Annotated in this window: 17 protein-coding genes and 1 tRNA gene; 5 read left to right on the top strand and 13 right to left on the bottom strand. The window is 59.5% G+C overall.

Features of this window, described 5'->3' with window-relative positions; all coding sequences use genetic code 11:
* The first annotated feature begins 123 nt into the window (after positions 1-123).
* Complete coding sequence (locus tag ACIPIZ_RS10220; protein WP_064391027.1) at positions 124-561, top strand: Lrp/AsnC family transcriptional regulator; 438 nt, start codon at positions 124-126, stop codon at positions 559-561.
* A 58-nt stretch (positions 562-619) separates the two neighbouring features.
* Complete coding sequence (locus ACIPIZ_RS10215) at positions 620-949, top strand: YceK/YidQ family lipoprotein (RefSeq protein ID WP_064391026.1); 330 nt, start codon at positions 620-622, stop codon at positions 947-949.
* A gap of 79 nt (positions 950-1,028) precedes the next feature.
* On the opposite strand, the gene ACIPIZ_RS10210 is transcribed toward ACIPIZ_RS10215, so the two are convergent.
* Entirely contained in the window at positions 1,029-1,700 is a 672-nt protein-coding gene (locus tag ACIPIZ_RS10210; protein ID WP_064391025.1) for a Bax inhibitor-1/YccA family protein, read from the bottom strand.
* Positions 1,701-1,801: 101 nt separating this feature from the next.
* On the opposite strand from ACIPIZ_RS10210, the gene ACIPIZ_RS10205 reads away from it, so the two are divergent.
* From ACIPIZ_RS10205 to ACIPIZ_RS10195, 3 genes are all read left to right on the top strand, one after another.
* Positions 1,802-1,889, top strand: a tRNA-Ser gene (locus tag ACIPIZ_RS10205).
* Positions 1,890-2,096: 207 nt separating this feature from the next.
* The gene (locus ACIPIZ_RS10200) at positions 2,097-2,306 is read left to right on the top strand and encodes a hypothetical protein (RefSeq protein WP_236428055.1); all 210 of its coding nucleotides are present in this window, start codon (positions 2,097-2,099) and stop codon (positions 2,304-2,306) included.
* A gap of 82 nt (positions 2,307-2,388) precedes the next feature.
* Complete coding sequence (locus ACIPIZ_RS10195) at positions 2,389-3,108, top strand: hypothetical protein (RefSeq protein ID WP_401165174.1); 720 nt, start codon at positions 2,389-2,391, stop codon at positions 3,106-3,108.
* Positions 3,109-3,493: 385 nt separating this feature from the next.
* On the opposite strand, the gene ACIPIZ_RS10190 is transcribed toward ACIPIZ_RS10195, so the two are convergent.
* From ACIPIZ_RS10190 to ACIPIZ_RS10135, 12 genes are all read right to left on the bottom strand, one after another.
* Positions 3,494-4,015, bottom strand: coding sequence for a lysis system i-spanin subunit Rz (locus ACIPIZ_RS10190; RefSeq protein WP_401165267.1), 522 nt, complete (start codon positions 4,013-4,015; stop codon positions 3,494-3,496).
* Positions 4,015-4,548 carry a glycoside hydrolase family 19 protein gene (locus ACIPIZ_RS10185; RefSeq protein ID WP_236428057.1) on the bottom strand — a complete coding sequence of 178 codons (534 nt, stop codon included), beginning with the start codon at positions 4,546-4,548 and terminating at the stop codon, positions 4,015-4,017. Before ACIPIZ_RS10185 ends, ACIPIZ_RS10190 begins: the two co-directional genes overlap by 1 nt.
* A 57-nt stretch (positions 4,549-4,605) precedes the next feature.
* Positions 4,606-5,655, bottom strand: coding sequence for a contractile injection system protein, VgrG/Pvc8 family (locus ACIPIZ_RS10180; protein ID WP_236428058.1), 1,050 nt, complete (start codon positions 5,653-5,655; stop codon positions 4,606-4,608).
* Positions 5,656-5,753: 98 nt separating this feature from the next.
* Positions 5,754-5,960 carry a tail protein X gene (locus ACIPIZ_RS10175; RefSeq protein ID WP_236428059.1) on the bottom strand — a complete coding sequence of 69 codons (207 nt, stop codon included), beginning with the start codon at positions 5,958-5,960 and terminating at the stop codon, positions 5,754-5,756.
* Positions 5,935-6,780 (bottom strand): phage tail protein, encoded by an 846-nt coding sequence (locus ACIPIZ_RS10170; protein ID WP_236428060.1) that lies wholly within the window; start codon positions 6,778-6,780, stop codon positions 5,935-5,937. Before ACIPIZ_RS10170 ends, ACIPIZ_RS10175 begins: the two co-directional genes overlap by 26 nt.
* A gap of 12 nt (positions 6,781-6,792) precedes the next feature.
* Positions 6,793-9,465, bottom strand: a complete 2,673-nt coding sequence (locus tag ACIPIZ_RS10165) for a phage tail tape measure protein (protein ID WP_401165172.1) — start codon at positions 9,463-9,465, stop codon at positions 6,793-6,795.
* Positions 9,466-9,610: 145 nt separating this feature from the next.
* Positions 9,611-9,922, bottom strand: a complete 312-nt coding sequence (locus tag ACIPIZ_RS10160) for a phage tail assembly protein (protein WP_236428062.1) — start codon at positions 9,920-9,922, stop codon at positions 9,611-9,613.
* A gap of 11 nt (positions 9,923-9,933) precedes the next feature.
* Complete coding sequence (locus ACIPIZ_RS10155) at positions 9,934-10,437, bottom strand: phage major tail tube protein (protein ID WP_064391014.1); 504 nt, start codon at positions 10,435-10,437, stop codon at positions 9,934-9,936.
* A gap of 12 nt (positions 10,438-10,449) precedes the next feature.
* Positions 10,450-11,616 carry a phage tail sheath family protein gene (locus ACIPIZ_RS10150; RefSeq protein WP_236428063.1) on the bottom strand — a complete coding sequence of 389 codons (1,167 nt, stop codon included), beginning with the start codon at positions 11,614-11,616 and terminating at the stop codon, positions 10,450-10,452.
* A 103-nt stretch (positions 11,617-11,719) separates the two neighbouring features.
* The gene (locus ACIPIZ_RS10145) at positions 11,720-12,262 is read right to left on the bottom strand and encodes a DUF4376 domain-containing protein (protein ID WP_236428064.1); all 543 of its coding nucleotides are present in this window, start codon (positions 12,260-12,262) and stop codon (positions 11,720-11,722) included.
* 8 nt (positions 12,263-12,270) lie between these two features.
* A complete protein-coding gene (locus ACIPIZ_RS10140) occupies positions 12,271-13,824 on the bottom strand; it encodes a phage tail protein (protein WP_236428065.1) in 1,554 nt (517 codons plus the stop codon).
* Positions 13,817-14,274, bottom strand: a 458-nt coding sequence (locus ACIPIZ_RS10135; protein WP_401165169.1) for a phage tail protein I, incomplete at its 5' end; no start/stop codon positions are given. The genes ACIPIZ_RS10140 and ACIPIZ_RS10135, both read right to left, overlap by 8 nt.

The following is a 14,274-nucleotide window of genomic DNA, read 5'->3' as shown; positions in this document are numbered from 1 at the left end:
AACGTGACAAAAGTATGTCAAGCCCAACCACCTGTTCTCCAGAGTAAAAAGCAGGCTAAACTCGATTTGTGCCTTTTTTATCGAGGGTGGTTTCCCTCAGCTGCCTAATCCTGGAATCAGCTCATGACAGACGATATAGACCAGATCCTCATCAGCGCATTGATGGAAGATTCGCGGCGCTCGCTCAAGGCGCTGGCACAGCTAAGTGGGTTGTCTTCGCCGAGCGTGGCCGAACGTTTGCGCAGGCTTGAAGAGCGCGGTGTGCTCAAAGGTTATACCGTCGAAATCGACCCGAAATGCTTCGGTTACCAGCTACAGGCAATCGTTCGCGTGCGGCCACTGCCGGGGCAATTGCAGGAAGTGGAGCGGCAGATTCTGGCGATTCCAGAGTTTACCGAGTGCGACAAGGTCACCGGCGAGGACTGCTTTATCGCCCGTCTGCACGTGCGCTCGATGGAGCAACTGGACACCCTTCTCGACCGGCTCAATACTCTGGCGGAAACCAATACTGCGATTGTCAAGAAGACACCGGTCAAACGTCGATTGCCGCCGATGGCGTAAGTGCTTTTTCAGCATGTTCGGCGTAGATTGAGGTTTTTCCGGCGAAGGATTGGCGGCAATGAGAATTCAGGCAATGATACTGGCGGCGTTGATGCTAGGCGGTTGCGGGACAGTTCAAACCGTGGTGCGCAATGATCAGGCCGCGGTGGACAGCCTCAAGAAACAGAAGAGTTATTGCGGGGCGGTGCCAAGAATCTACAGCGGCCTCGCCTACGATTTCTGCAGTTTGCATGCCCCTCTGGGCGAAGGCGTGGAGGCCGACGACTACAAAAACGCCGCGATTCCTGTGGTGTTGATCGATGCGGTGATATCCGGGGCACTCGATACTTTTCTGCTGCCCTACACCATCTACAAGCAGCAGGTCGACGGCAGCATCGTGATCAATTAGCCGAGCATGGCCTCACCACTTTCACGCAGACAACAAAAAACCCGCCCAGGCGGGTTTTTCGTTATTTCACAGACTGCGATCAGTCGTCGCGGCTCATGATGCCGAAGATCTGCAACAGGCTGACGAACAGGTTGTAGATCGATACATACAGGCTGATGGTCGCCATGATGTAGTTACGCTCGCCGCCGTGGATGATGGCGCTGGTCTGGAACAGGATGCACACCGACGAAAACAGCACGAAACCTGCGCTGATCGCCAGTTGCAGGCCGCTGATCTGGAAGAAGAAGCTTGCCAGCGTTGCTCCCAGCAACACGAAGAAACCGGCGGTGATGAAACCACCGAGGAAGCTCATGTCCTTGCGGGTAATCAGCACGTAGGCCGACAGACCACCGAACACCAGTGCAGTCATTGCGAACGCCGAGCTGACCACTTCAGCGCCGCCCTGCATGCCCAGATAGCGGTTGAGGATCGGGCCGAGCAGGAAACCCATGAAACCGGTCAGCGCGAATGCGGACACCAGGCCCCACGCGGAATCACGCAGCTTGTTGGTAAGGAAGAACAACCCGTAGAAGCCGATCAGCACCACGAAAATATTCGGGTAGCCAACGCGCATCTGCTGGGCAACGAAAGCCATCACACCGCTGAATGCAAGGGTGAGAGCCAGTAGGCCGTAAGTGTTGCGCAGGACGCGGCTAACCTCTAGCTGCTCAGCCTGCACGCCGTTATTAACTGCGTAATCCTGTTCGCGCATGGCGACACTCCTGTTGGTTTGAAACGTTCAGTCGCAAAGATCATAACAGACGCTCTGTAACAAGCCATGCAGAGAGTTTGACAGTGTGTTACATACTCAACGGAGGTGTGGCCGAGTGGTTTAAGGCAACGGTCTTGAAAACCGTCGACTGTAACAGGTCCATGAGTTCGAATCCCATCGCCTCCGCCATCTTATGTACGACAAAGCCCTGATTATTCAGGGCTTTGTCGTTTCTGGCGATTGAGATTTCTGCCGCGCTCATTGAAGCGTTACAAAACTTTTTGACACGCGTTACAAAACTTTCTGGTTTTTCTCCCTTCTCCGGCGTCCTGCCAAACGTAAAACACTCTTCATGTAACACGGTGCTACGCTGGTCTCTTTCACGGAGGAAACCCCATGCCGAATTCAGATCTGCTCCCTTCCCTGCTTTACAAAATCAATGAGAACCAACTCGCTCTCGAAGCCGCCATCATGGAGCTGTCGAATTGGGTCGAACAACGCGGCTCTGCGGATGTCGCCGAGAACGTCAGGGGTGCCCTTTGGGCGATCGACAAGAACGAAGAATTCATCAAGATGACCTTGGCTGTATTGATGACTCCCGACTGACAGTTCGTCGCCTCCTCCTCGCCTACTCGTCGCGCCTCGATTACTGTACATGCATACAGCATTTGTACAGTGAACCCGCAGCATGAACTTCGATCAGGCGAAAAACCTACGGCTCCAACGATGGCGCGCAACCCTCGACGATCACGACTTCCGTCTTCAGAACCCAGAGGGTCATCGGGAAACCCTCCACGATATGGCGGCGACGCTTCTCGATGAGGGCCTGATCGACCGGCTTGAGCAGTTCGACATGAACGAGATGGCGGATTCCGCTTACTGGCACGCCGTCGAGGAGCTGCAGAACTCGACCGGGCACTACCGTGGCGCCTCGACCTATGACGTCGTGCAGATCGACAACGGAAACCTGCTGGGCACTATCAGCCGCTCAGTATTCAACTTTGCCAATGACGAGCCCCGCGGCGCTTCCTTCGCCTACGACGGGAAGGTCTACTCCGACGCGGATGGTGTGCGGTTGACGTTGGGGCTTTCCCGACAGATTGGGAAGATTTCAGGCTTGGTGCTGGAAATGAATGGGCGTCGGTATCAACTGGTCGAGACCGAACGAATGATCGCCGGCATCACCCACCATCCTATCTCTGACGCTGACGCCTATCGAGCGCTTATAGATGCAGCGCAAGTCGCGCATGAAGAACGGGATCTGCGCGCTTTTGAAAAGGTGCGGCCTCACATTGAGTCGGCGGCCTTCTGCATGTGTCCTGCCTGCCTTGATCGCTTTGCTGCTCGCGATGATTGCTCGGCCTGCGCCGGAAAAGGCTTTGTGACGAAACCGATGTCAATGCGATAAGGCTTCGCCACACTCAATACTGTCGGTTGGCTAGGATTTGCAGGCAATAAGCAAACTCCGCGTCATAACAGAGCCTCCATAAAAGCCGGACTGATTAGCAGAAGCGACGCTGCCCTGCTCGCCGGCCTGAGACAGGATGTCATACCCGAGGCTACCGCAGATCTCTCCGGCTTTCTCAAAGCAGTTTCCCCAACTGAAAGCGGTTCCAGAGCAGTTAATGGAATATCCAACACGTCCATCCGGCATATAAGTCTTGGAAGCAGTTGTACACCCTGAAATCGAGACCAGCGTAATCAGAAATAGCGACAATAACCGCATAGCGACTCTCCAATGAAGACCAGCAACCATTGAGATAGTAGAGCAGAATGCCATTATTGGATGGAGCCTAGTCCCTATCCGGATGACTGCTGCTCACCTCCTTGATATAGCCTTGGCACGCTTGGAGCGCTATTAATCCCCGGTCACCGGTGTCAGTGATGGCGATAATTCGTTGAGCATGCGCTGGGTCAAGTCGGGCTCGTACGGCTGCATGAACCATGCCGCCGGTGCCGGCGGCGGCAGGCACTGAACAGCCAGCGGTTGAACCCGAGTCGAGGAAGACTGACAGCCGCAGATCAGCAGTGGCAAGGCGATCGCGCAGGCGATCTTGGTTCTTTTGGGCATCAGTCATTTTCTCGAAGTGGGTTTGCTCACTGGCCGCCAGTCTCTGCTCGAGCGCTCGGCGCTTATCCTGCTCGGCCTGTTGTGCGGTGGCAGCGGCTTGGGTCAGTTGGTTGAGGGTTTCGGCGTTCAACCGCGCCTGCTCGGCCAGCTGCCGCCCGTACCGCCAGCCCTGAAACTGCCAGGCACAGCCAGCGCCGATCAATACCAGCGCCAGCACACCGACTGTTTTCCAAGGGACGGCGATCACACCAGCACCGCCCGCGCACGCGACCAGATCTCCAGTCGATCCTGTAAACCATTCAGACCGCCATTAATACGGCGAGTGATGGTGTTGAACTGGTCTCGGTCAGCCAGATCGTTCAGTCCATTCTGCTTCCAGAACCACGCTGCTGACATGGCTGCGTACCGGGGTAGTTCCAGCAGCTCCGGCTGAATGATCAGGTCGAGGCCCAGCGCCTCGCCGCACGCAGCATAATTCGCCCGCCCGGTAATCTGGATCAGGCCCCGGCCACGATATTTCGAACCATCGCCGGGTTGGGTATTGCCCAGATCCGCTCGCCCCTCATATTTCGCTTGACCCGGGGTCGGCCCCCAGATCTCGCGAACGTAGCGCAGCTGTCCCGACTCATGGCCTAGCTGGGCGATGAACGCGGCAACACGCTTTCTACCGACGATTTGGTAGCGCTGCATTGCTGTATTCAGGACAGGTACAAAAACGCCCGCGACAGGGCGGGCGTTGGGGAGGATTTGCAGCAACTGCTGCTGAGTGATGGACATACAAACTCCAGACATGAAAAAGCCGCTCAAGGCGGCGAATGGGTGCGACTGATGGCGTTATGCGAGGCTGACGACCTTGACCGGCTTGGCCGGCTTTTTCCCTTTCTTGCCCTTGGCGTTGGCCTTGCCCTTCTTGCCGCCGTTGCATTCAACGGTGATCGACCAGCCGGCTTGCGTGTAAGTGTGCTGCACCGATTCGGTGAGAAATTCGCCATCGAGTCCGACCTTGAAGCCTTGGGCGACAATGGTGCACTCGGCAAAAATATCGGTGCGCCCGGGCATTTCCAGCCGTACGCCGGCCGTGGAACGGTTGAATGCTGCCAGCCGCGCTTTGGCCGCAGCCTGGGCGGCGGTCTTGTTCGGGTAGATATGCCGATCGGTATGCACCGCCGGCAGCCCGGCCGGGGCGTCGTCGTTTTCCAGCGACACCACAGCCAGCTCACCGGTCTTTTTGTCTTGATGCTTGGCTCCGACCGCCTTGTGCGAATCGCGATCCTGAAAGTTGAACTGCCAGCGGCTGACGTCACTTTTTTTGATCACGATCGGCGGCAGCACCTTACCGCTTGCGCTCTGCCCGCCCTGACGCGGCATGACCAACAACTTGCCGTCGGCGACCTTCGCCGTGCAGTCGTATTGCTTAGCCAGGCGCGTGACAAAATTGAAGTCGGATTCGTTGAGCTGATCGGCCCGCGCAACCTTCGTGCCGACCGGACACGCCGGCGACCAGCCGTTGCGCGCGGCGATATCGCCAACGATCGCCGACAGCGGCACGTCCTCCCAACTGCCGCTGCGCACGGTCTTGCCACTGCCGCGCATGTCGCTGGCTTTGCCCTTGATCACGATCGTATCGGGCGGGCCGGACACCGCGACGCCATCGACCACATAGCGGCCCAACCGGACCAGCGACGTCTCCTGATAGCCCAGATAGATCTCGATGCCTACGCCTTTACTCGGCAACGTCACCAGCCCGTCCCGATCGTCAATGCGCAGCTCGAATTCGTCGGACTCCATTCCGGTCTTGTCGGTGACACTCAATTGAATCAGCCGATCATTCAACAGAGCCGTGATGTCGGTCCCGTCGACCACAATACGAAAGCGCGGCGTCATGAATTTTTCCCAAAAAAAAGCCCCGTACAGGACGGGGCAAGCAAGCACAGAGCGTTACGCGTAACGCGAGGATCCGCCGGCGAGGACTCAGGACGGGGTCAGTTCCACAAGGTAATTGCCTCGGTCACCCGCTGCGGCAGATCCGGCAACACGATCACCACGCCGGCGCGGTAGGGTTGATCTTCATCGGCCAGCCCCTGATTGGCATCAAGCACCGCCTCGACGCAGCCATCCAGATGCCCGTAATAGTTGTGACAGATGGTATCGAGCAGATCCCCGTCAGACGTCCTGCATGTCGTCGCCATAGCGCACAAACTCCAAGGTAAAGGCCTGCTTGCGCGGGATACCGCCCTGCATCAGCGCGCTTTGTTCTTCATCGACGTTTTCAAGGCACCACGTCCCCAGCACGTCGCCATAACCGGTGGTCATGGTCAGCGGCTGAAGTTTTCCGCCCATCGTGCGCAGGGTGTCGAGCTGCTTTAACCCGCCCTTCAGCCCCGGCAGGATCACGCCCTTGAGGGTGATTTTCTCGTCACCGATGCCCACGCCCTGCTGCGCCGGGCGCCGCGATAGGCGCTCTTGCGAGGCCCAGCGGAATTTGGTCGACCGGCGCAGCTCGTCAAAGGCCGCCGTGTCCAGGTTGAAGAAATACGGCTGCTCCTTGGGGTCTTGCGGCTGGATGATCAGCAGGTGCGGGAACGGCTTCACCGCTTCCGGCGCCGGCGTCTGATCCGTGGCAAAGGTGCCCGTGGGCACGATGTTGGCCAATGACGGGCTGATCTTGCCGGCGATCTTGTTGATGGCCGTGGCGGCCTTGCCGGCCTGCTCCTTCAGCACGCCCAAGCGTTCCTCCACCTGGGCGACCGCGCGGGTGGCCGTGCCGTACATGGCCACCACCCGCCCCACTTGCGCCTGCGCGGCGTTGATCCCGCGCATGGCCCGCTGAAGCTTTTCCCCGATCGCCGGCCCGACAAAGGGCAGGCTTTCCAGCTCGGACGCGGCGCCGGTGATTTCGCCGATCGCGCCATTCACCGGTGACAGCATTCCGTCCAAACTGCGCCGGCCGGTTTCGCCTGCCGTGGCCAAGTACTTCAGCCCCGATTGCAACTGCCCCAATGCTTCCATGTGCCCCCCTTATCAAACGTGTGGCGTGTCATAGAGCTGATTGCCCCCCATCTGCTTGGCCATGTCGCGATAGTGCTGATCGAGCATTGGCTTGATCTGCGCGAAAAGCTGATTGCCATCCTTCACGTCGCCGTTGACCACCAGCGAAAACGGCGCCTGAATCGCCACGTTGGACTCGACTTTTGGCGCCGCCGGCGCCGCTGCCATCGGCTTGACCAATGCCCCCGCCGCCGCGTCTGCGCTGGCCGGAGGCATCATCATGTCTTTGGCGGCCATGCCGATCTGAGGCGGCGGCGTAGGCTCTTCCAGCCCGGAGCGAATCACCTTCGGTCGACGCAGTTCCGAACCCGGGAAGCGCACCTTGTTGGCAAAGTGCGGCAACAGCATGGCGTCCTTCGAATTCAGGTCGCGCGGGTCATACGACACCGGCGGCGCCTCCGGAACGGCCGGGGCCATCGTCGCGCCGACATCCAGCCCCTTGCCGGGATTGGTCAGCATCAAGGGGCCAGTGGCCGCCGGCGCGAACGCCTTGGCCGTAGCACCCAACGAGGTATCGCCCAGCTTCGGCGCCATGTCCTTGCCGGCATCAGCCATCATCAATGGCCCGGCGTCCGGGATTTTCTTCAGCTCTTCGGGCGTGCCGAACATCTTTTTGCCCATGAAACCGCCGAGGGCATCCCCGCCCTGACTGCCTAGGTAGCCACCGATCAACCCGCCGATGATCGTGCCAATCACCGGCACCGCCGAACCGATCGCCGCACCGGCGGCCGCACCGGCCAGCGTGCCCGCCAAACCACCGGCGGCCGCGCCGTAACCCTCGGCCTTCTCGTCCTGAGTCTCGGCGTTTTCGTAGGTGTCGTAGGCCTTGAAGCCGGCATCGATCACCGCAACCACCGCCGCACCCTTGACCACGGATCCGACGCTTGGCCCCTTGTAGCCGCCTTTCACGCCCTTGCCACCCTTACCGCCCTTGCCCTTTTTGCCATCGCCGCCGGCATCGAGGTCGCCGGCCTCCATCCCGCCGCCCATACCACCGGCGCCCATGTTGGTCACGATCACTTTTTGCGGGATGTTCGGATTGCCCATCAGCGAGCCACGGCCGATGTTCATCAACCCCTTGGCCATCTTGAGGCCACTCATGGCCGTCGACAGACCAATCAAGCCAGCCGTGGCCAGCCCGATACCCGTCACCAGTCGCGGCGACTCGTCGGCGAGCTTGGCCAGACCCGTCGCCACCGAGCCAATCCCGTCAACCACCTTGTCAGTTACCGGGCGCATGGCGTCGCCGATCGCGCGCATCGAGTCGTCAAGGTTCTGCACCATTTCCGACTGCTTTTGCGCCGAAGACTGCCGGCGTTCTTCCAGGTTCTTATCCAGAATCCCGGTCGCGCTGACCGACTCCTTTTTCAGCTTCTCGTACAGATCCTTGTTCTGCATGAACGCGGTCAAGGCGCCCTTAACCTGCATGTCAGCGAACAGGTCACCGGTGCGCAATGCCGATTCCAGCGAGGCGATCATGGCCTTGGCTTTTTCGGGATCAGATTCCTGGCTGATCGCAGCCGTGGCTTTGGCCATCTCGGCGGCCTTTTTGGGGTCGGTCGCTTCGATGTACTTTTGGGCCAGCGCAAAGCTGGATTCCAAAGTGGACTTGCCGTTCTGCAAACCGGTGTTCATCGACCCTTGATAGTCGATGCCGGCCTTTTTGTACGCCGCGACGGTTTCGCCGGAGCCGATTTTCTCCATCCAGTTCTTGAGGTTGTTCGCCGCCTCATCCGAACCGCCGGCAGTCTTCATCTGCACTTGCAGCATCGACCCCAGTTGCGTCACCGAGTCCATGCCGGTGATGCCCAGCTTGCCCATGCCGGCCAACAACTCCGGAAACCACTTGGCCATGTCGGCCGCTTCAAAACTGCCCGCCTGCCCTTGGTAAGCGATCGCCTCAAGCGCCTTTTGCATCATTGCCGGGTCGGTGATCTTGGCGTTCTGCCCGAGGGCATTGATCATCTTGGCGGTTTCAGTACCGTCCGACCCCTGCCCCACGGCGAACTTGGCCGCCGTCGGTGCATACGACAGCGCCTTGTCCAGCTCCATGCCGGCGCCCACCAGGGCGTTGACCACCTCGGCCACCTGATTGCGCGCCATACCGGTATCGCGCGACGTGTCGATCACGGTCTTGGACAGCGTCGCCTCTTCGGGCGTGTTGGCAATGTTGGCCTTGATCGCGATGTCACGAATGATCGCGCCATAGTCCGCGCTGATCTTGGCCGGAATCACCATCGCAGCCGAGGCGGCGGTGGCTTGCCCGATGCTGCTTTTCATCTGCTGCTTGCCGGCATCGAGCTGCGTGTGTCCCTTGGCCTTCAGCTCGGCCCCGCGCGCCGTCCTGCCCATCTGAGTGTAAGCCTTGCCCAGATTGCGGACTTCGACGCCTTCCTTCTTCAGCGCGGCGAGGTTGGCTTCCAGCTTCTTGCGCAGGGCGTCGGCACCCTTCTCGCCGGCCAAATGCGCCTTTCGCCACTCATCGCGCAGGCGCATGGTGTCGCCAATGGTCTTTTCAAGAACCCGGGCGCGCTTGCCCGTGTCCTCCAATTTCTTGATGCGGCCGGTGACGTCCTTGAACGCCGCTCCCACCGTGGAACTGACCGCCCCGCCAATGACCAACCCGAGCGCAAGTTTATTGCTCATGTGCGTGCCCTACCTTGCTCAGTCGAAAGCGGCTCAATCCCTGAGCCACCACAGCATCCGGTCAAAGGGCATGGCCTCGATCTCGGCGGCAGAGAAACCCGTCTCTCTCGCCAAGGTCTTGGCCGCCACCCGTTGGGTCTCGGCGTTAAAGCTCATCCTCTTCGACCAAGCGAAAATAGCCGGCCTGCAGGCGGTTGTAGTTGCGCGTAGTCAGGGCCGCAATCTCCGGTTCGGTCGCCTGCAACAGGCTGCAAAACATGCTGATTTCGAGCTGTTCATAGTCACCCTTGGCACCCGCCGAAGCGGCGCGCTGATCGCGAACGGTCGGCGCGCGCATGGTCACTTTGTCGACCTTGACGCCGCCGAAGTCAGCAGCCCCCTTCAGGGTAATGACGACGCTGTCGTCATTGACGAGCAACCAGGACGGGACTTTCTTTTCTTCGTTTTCTTGAGTCATTTTCTAATTCCTTACATGCCCAGGGCTGAACGTTCGGCAGCCAGTTGGTCAACGCCATCCACCACAAAAATCATGGCGAGCGGGTCAACTTCGAACATCACGCGCCCGTCGATTTCGAGCTTGTAATAGGTGATCTTTACGCCGTGCTTGATTTCACCCACGGTCGACGGTTTCCAGTCGCCCATGTCCACCTCTTTCACACCGCCGCGCATGGTGACGATCACCGGCGTCACGCGGCCTTTCAGATCTGCGAAGGCGCCACGGAACACCAGATTGGCGGCGGTCTGGTCAGCCAGACCGAAGAACTTCAGCGCCTCGCGGCGCACGCCGTTGGTGGTAAAGGCCGACTCGATTTTTTCAAGACCCACCGCGAACTCGATCGGGGCGAACATGCCGCCGCCTTGGTAGTCCTCGACTTTTTGGGTCAGCTTGGGCAACGTCAAGGTCGGCACGTCGCCGGAGAAACTGACGCCGTCGACAAACAGGTTCATGTTCTTCAGAACTTGAGGAATCATTGATAAGCCCCCTTAGGCTTCAAGCACTTCAGTCAGCCACTCGTTGGTGACCTCAATTACGAAATTCGGGTTTTCCGCCGGCGGCACGTCGGTGAAGCGAATGACCCAGTAAATGATGCCCTGCTCGATCTGGCTGGCCGTGTTCCGTTCGGTGTCCGCGTAAACCTCGAAGTTGATGATCGCGCCGGCGTTCTTCTGATCGCGCATGAACGCTTGCAGGCCTTCGGTCACGTCCTTGACGTAGGTCTTGGTGATCGAGCGGTCGACCGCCCACTTGTGCCCCGCCTGAATCGCATCCATCAGGATGTCGCAGGTACGCACGCGGGTGACGAATGCCCACTTCGAATCGCTCGACAGCGTGCGGTTGCCCCAGAGGCGATAACCGCCGTCACGAATGATCGTGGTGATATTGGCGTTGTTGAGCAGGTTGGCCCGGCAAGTGGCGTCACCGTCCAGGTACTCGACCGGGCGCGAGGTGCCGGTGATGCCGACAAACTCCTTGTTCGACGGCGAAGCCCAATAGCCGTAATTCTCGTCCGTCCAGGCGAACAGGCCGGCAGTCCATGCCGAACCCGGCGCGTCGATCGTCGCACTGGTGACCGTGTCCCAGAACTGCACACCCGGATCCACCAGATACAGGCGCTTACTGCCGAAGTTTTCGGCGTATTCCATGACCGCTTCGTCGGTCGTGTTCGGGCCGTCGATGATCGCGATCGCGCGCAGCTTGCCGGCCAATGCATCCATGGCCGTCGCGATCGCTTGGGTTGCCGAATGTTTCGGGGCGATCAGCAACTTGGGTTGCGCGTTGTGCTTGCTCTTGCCATCGAGCAGCGCTTGCAGGCCGGTACGCTGACCCGAGGCCAGCACGCCGCCGATGATCGCCGAGGTTTGCAGCGCGGCGTCTTCCAGCTTGGGCACGCCGATGGCGACGATCACCGCCTTGGCGCGCACATAGATCGCCTGACAGGCCTTGGTGATGGCCGAGTCAGCGCCGAAAGCGGCGATCGCCTCGCGCTCGGTCGTGATCAACATCAGCTCGCCAGCCTTGGCCGTGCCGCCGCCGAGAACGCCGGGGGTGAAGGTGTCGCACAGACCAATGATCGAGGACGACGGCAGCGAGATAGTGCGCGCACCGGTATCAATCAGCGTGGTCGTGACGCCGTGAAAAAAACCACTCATAAGGGTCAATCTCCAGAAACGAAAAAGCCCCGCATAAGCGAGGCTGTGAGGGTGTTCGTGTTACGCGTAACGGAAAAGAAAACGCCCCGTCAGTGCGGGGCGTTTATTGCAGCTCGGCAGGATCTGGCGGCGAGGAATCCGGCCAGCCCTGCGACAGCATGTCGTCGTGAAACTCACCGGCCTCGATCACGCGCAACAGCGTCAGCTCACGGTCAAAACAGGCTTGGACGTGCGCCCGCACCGCCTTGGCAATGGCGATGATCTGAGCTGAGCCGATCTCGACAAAGCCCGTCACCGTCTTGAAGTTACAGCGATATTCGGGATCGAGGACGGCGGACAATCCGGTACTGGCAATCAGCGCCTGGCTGTCACGCGTCGTCTCGATTTGCAGGCCATCGACGGTGACGCCAGTGGCCTCACGCTTGTAGCGCTCGACAGCGACTAACTGCGCATAATCCGGCACCGGCGCCGGGCGCTCGCCCTTGACCACCTCCCCGTCGACCAGACGCCAAATTCCGTCAGTCTCCTGAGTGATCCGAAGAAAAAGGCCGTCATCGACCTTGATCGCCGAAGTGGGGATCTGATGAACCCCGCTAATCAGACACGTCCGCAACGTCAAATCTTCGTTAAATACTGCGTACTTCATGGCTCACCTCAGTAACCGATGCAGATCCAGGAGAAGGCATCAGGATAAGTCGCAGCAGCGTTGCGGTACTTAAACCCCGTGGCCACCAAGTAGTTATTGTGAAAGGACAGAGTCGCCTCGTTTTGCCCAAACACCAGCGCACACGGCGCATTCGGAAACTGGATTGGAAAGGACACCAAAGCGTCAGCCGCGTTGGCGGTGTTATTGCCCCACTGGATGATCAAGCCGCCGAGCCACGACGGGAACACAATGTAGCCATTAATGGCCTTCTGGATTTGAAACCCCCAGCGCATTTTTTTCGGGGTCACGATCGTGGCGTCATCGGTGCCCGCGTCGGCCTGCGCTTGTGTGGCGATCTTGGCCGTGCCGAGCTTGATTTCGGTGGCCTGCGTCGCCAAAGCCTCAAGCGCGGCAATGTCGATATTTCCCTGATTGATCGGCGCGTTCCAGGCCTTAAGGCACCAGATGACAGCCAAGTTGCGTGGGCGCACAGTTCGCCAATATGCCGTGCCAAACGAACCGGATTGCATCCCTGTCGAGGTGTAGTTGATATCCGCCGCGAAGCCCGGCGCAGGATCAGCATCAATCTGCGAAACGTTGGCAATTCCTTGAATCGTAGGGCCAACACCGTCGTCACCTTGAATCTTAGTGCCGACTTGATAGCTGCCAACCGCACGTCCAGCATCAACCCCGCGCCCATGATCCCAGCCCCGCAGGAACTCCGCGCGGGATTCCGGCAAGCGGAAATTGCCCGCACCTTCGTCACCCTTGTTGAAAGCCGTGCCGAGAAACGTCGCCAGATCGGGATAGACGGCAATGCTTTTGACACTGCCGTCGAGTTCCAAAAACCCGGGCGGAATCTTGTCTACCGGAAACCATACGCCAGTGCCCACGGGCAACGCCGAGGCCTGAGCAATCATCGCCTCGATCTCGGTCTTGGTGTAAGTGTCCTTGATGCCCATGCCAGCGAGCGTTTCCGGGTTATCACCCGATACGAAAACACCACGATCGTTGACTTTGACGCGCGTGTACTGGCCCGGCGCCTTGTTCTTCGGTAACACCTCCAGAATGGCCACGTCGACGTAGGCCCGCGAGGCCAGCACGATCGCCGGGTCAATCTTGAGCTGAATGTTGCCGGTACTGGTGACGATGAAATTCATGCGCACGATTTGCGTGCGGCCCGAACCCTGCGACAGCAACGGCTTGAAGCTCGGCGCGCAGTTGGCCACCGCCACCAGATCCCCGTCCGCGTCGTACAGACCGATTTCGCGAATCCACTTACCGCCTTCATCGGCGGGAATGATCTGCTCGGCGATGATCACCGCCGGGTTGACGGGATCGATCTTCAGTTGATTGAGCGGCTTGCGGCGCCACTCATTGAGCAATTTGGTTTGTCCGGCCGCCGGTACCGGGTTGGGCGGATCTGCCAGCCCGTTCGGGTTGGCATCACCCACGCCCATTTGCGTGATCAGCCAGGGAATGCCGAGTGCGTCGGCGTTCGCCTGCTTGGCCATCCCCACGTTCGTGAGGATCGCGAAAAACTGCGAATTCGCATCAATCATAATAAACGTCCAGGGTGTCTATGGTGTGTTCGCGACCGACCACGCCGAAGCTGCCGGTGACCTCGATGTCACGCATGACGGGCGGGTAAACGTCGATTTCGTCGCCTTCGTAAAGGCACACGGCAATATTCAAATCGCCTTGTGTTTCCAGGCTGATCGCCAGCCCGGTCAGATGCCGCGTGACGGGCTTGGCGTCATCAATCAGGCGCTCTAGCTCCTGATACATTTCCTCGGTGATGCCGGTATCGAGAACGCCGACCTTCAGCGCGAAGGTGCCCGGCACGCCCTCGGGCACGGTGTTGAACCACTCGACTATCTCGATCAGATAGCCCAGCGGCTCGACCACCCGGCGCAACGCGCCGATCGTGCCCTTGTGCTTGTGGATGTAGAAAGACGCCTTGATGGCCGCGCGCTTGGTAGCCTCAGACCATCGGTAATCCCAGCGATCGA

The sequence above is a fragment of the Pseudomonas sp. NPDC087690 genome (assembly GCF_044743175.1).
Classification (GTDB): Bacteria; Pseudomonadota; Gammaproteobacteria; order Pseudomonadales; family Pseudomonadaceae; genus Aquipseudomonas.
The sequence above is the reverse complement of the archived record's forward strand: the minus strand, read 5'-3'. Positions and strand labels throughout refer to the sequence as shown.

What these genes read in the sequence shown, in the direction of transcription:
- ACIPIZ_RS10210 (WP_064391025.1), bottom strand. Translation starts at nt 1,700, where the DNA reads ATGCGCGAACAGGATTACGCAGTTAATAACGGCGTGCAGGCTGAGCAG.
- ACIPIZ_RS10160 (WP_236428062.1), bottom strand. Translation starts at nt 9,922, where the DNA reads ATGACTCAAGAAAACGAAGAAAAGAAAGTCCCGTCCTGGTTGCTCGTC.
- ACIPIZ_RS10155 (WP_064391014.1), bottom strand. Translation starts at nt 10,437, where the DNA reads ATGATTCCTCAAGTTCTGAAGAACATGAACCTGTTTGTCGACGGCGTC.
- ACIPIZ_RS10175 (WP_236428059.1), bottom strand. Translation starts at nt 5,960, where the DNA reads ATGGCGACGACATGCAGGACGTCTGACGGGGATCTGCTCGATACCATC.
- ACIPIZ_RS10195 (WP_401165174.1), top strand. Translation starts at nt 2,389, where the DNA reads ATGAACTTCGATCAGGCGAAAAACCTACGGCTCCAACGATGGCGCGCA.
- ACIPIZ_RS10145 (WP_236428064.1), bottom strand. Translation starts at nt 12,262, where the DNA reads ATGAAGTACGCAGTATTTAACGAAGATTTGACGTTGCGGACGTGTCTG.
- ACIPIZ_RS10170 (WP_236428060.1), bottom strand. Translation starts at nt 6,780, where the DNA reads ATGGAAGCATTGGGGCAGTTGCAATCGGGGCTGAAGTACTTGGCCACG.
- ACIPIZ_RS10165 (WP_401165172.1), bottom strand. Translation starts at nt 9,465, where the DNA reads ATGAGCAATAAACTTGCGCTCGGGTTGGTCATTGGCGGGGCGGTCAGT.
- ACIPIZ_RS10215 (WP_064391026.1), top strand. Translation starts at nt 620, where the DNA reads ATGAGAATTCAGGCAATGATACTGGCGGCGTTGATGCTAGGCGGTTGC.
- ACIPIZ_RS10220 (WP_064391027.1), top strand. Translation starts at nt 124, where the DNA reads ATGACAGACGATATAGACCAGATCCTCATCAGCGCATTGATGGAAGAT.
- ACIPIZ_RS10140 (WP_236428065.1), bottom strand. Translation starts at nt 13,824, where the DNA reads ATGATTGATGCGAATTCGCAGTTTTTCGCGATCCTCACGAACGTGGGG.
- ACIPIZ_RS10200 (WP_236428055.1), top strand. Translation starts at nt 2,097, where the DNA reads ATGCCGAATTCAGATCTGCTCCCTTCCCTGCTTTACAAAATCAATGAG.
- ACIPIZ_RS10185 (WP_236428057.1), bottom strand. Translation starts at nt 4,548, where the DNA reads ATGTCCATCACTCAGCAGCAGTTGCTGCAAATCCTCCCCAACGCCCGC.
- ACIPIZ_RS10180 (WP_236428058.1), bottom strand. Translation starts at nt 5,655, where the DNA reads ATGACGCCGCGCTTTCGTATTGTGGTCGACGGGACCGACATCACGGCT.
- ACIPIZ_RS10150 (WP_236428063.1), bottom strand. Translation starts at nt 11,616, where the DNA reads ATGAGTGGTTTTTTTCACGGCGTCACGACCACGCTGATTGATACCGGT.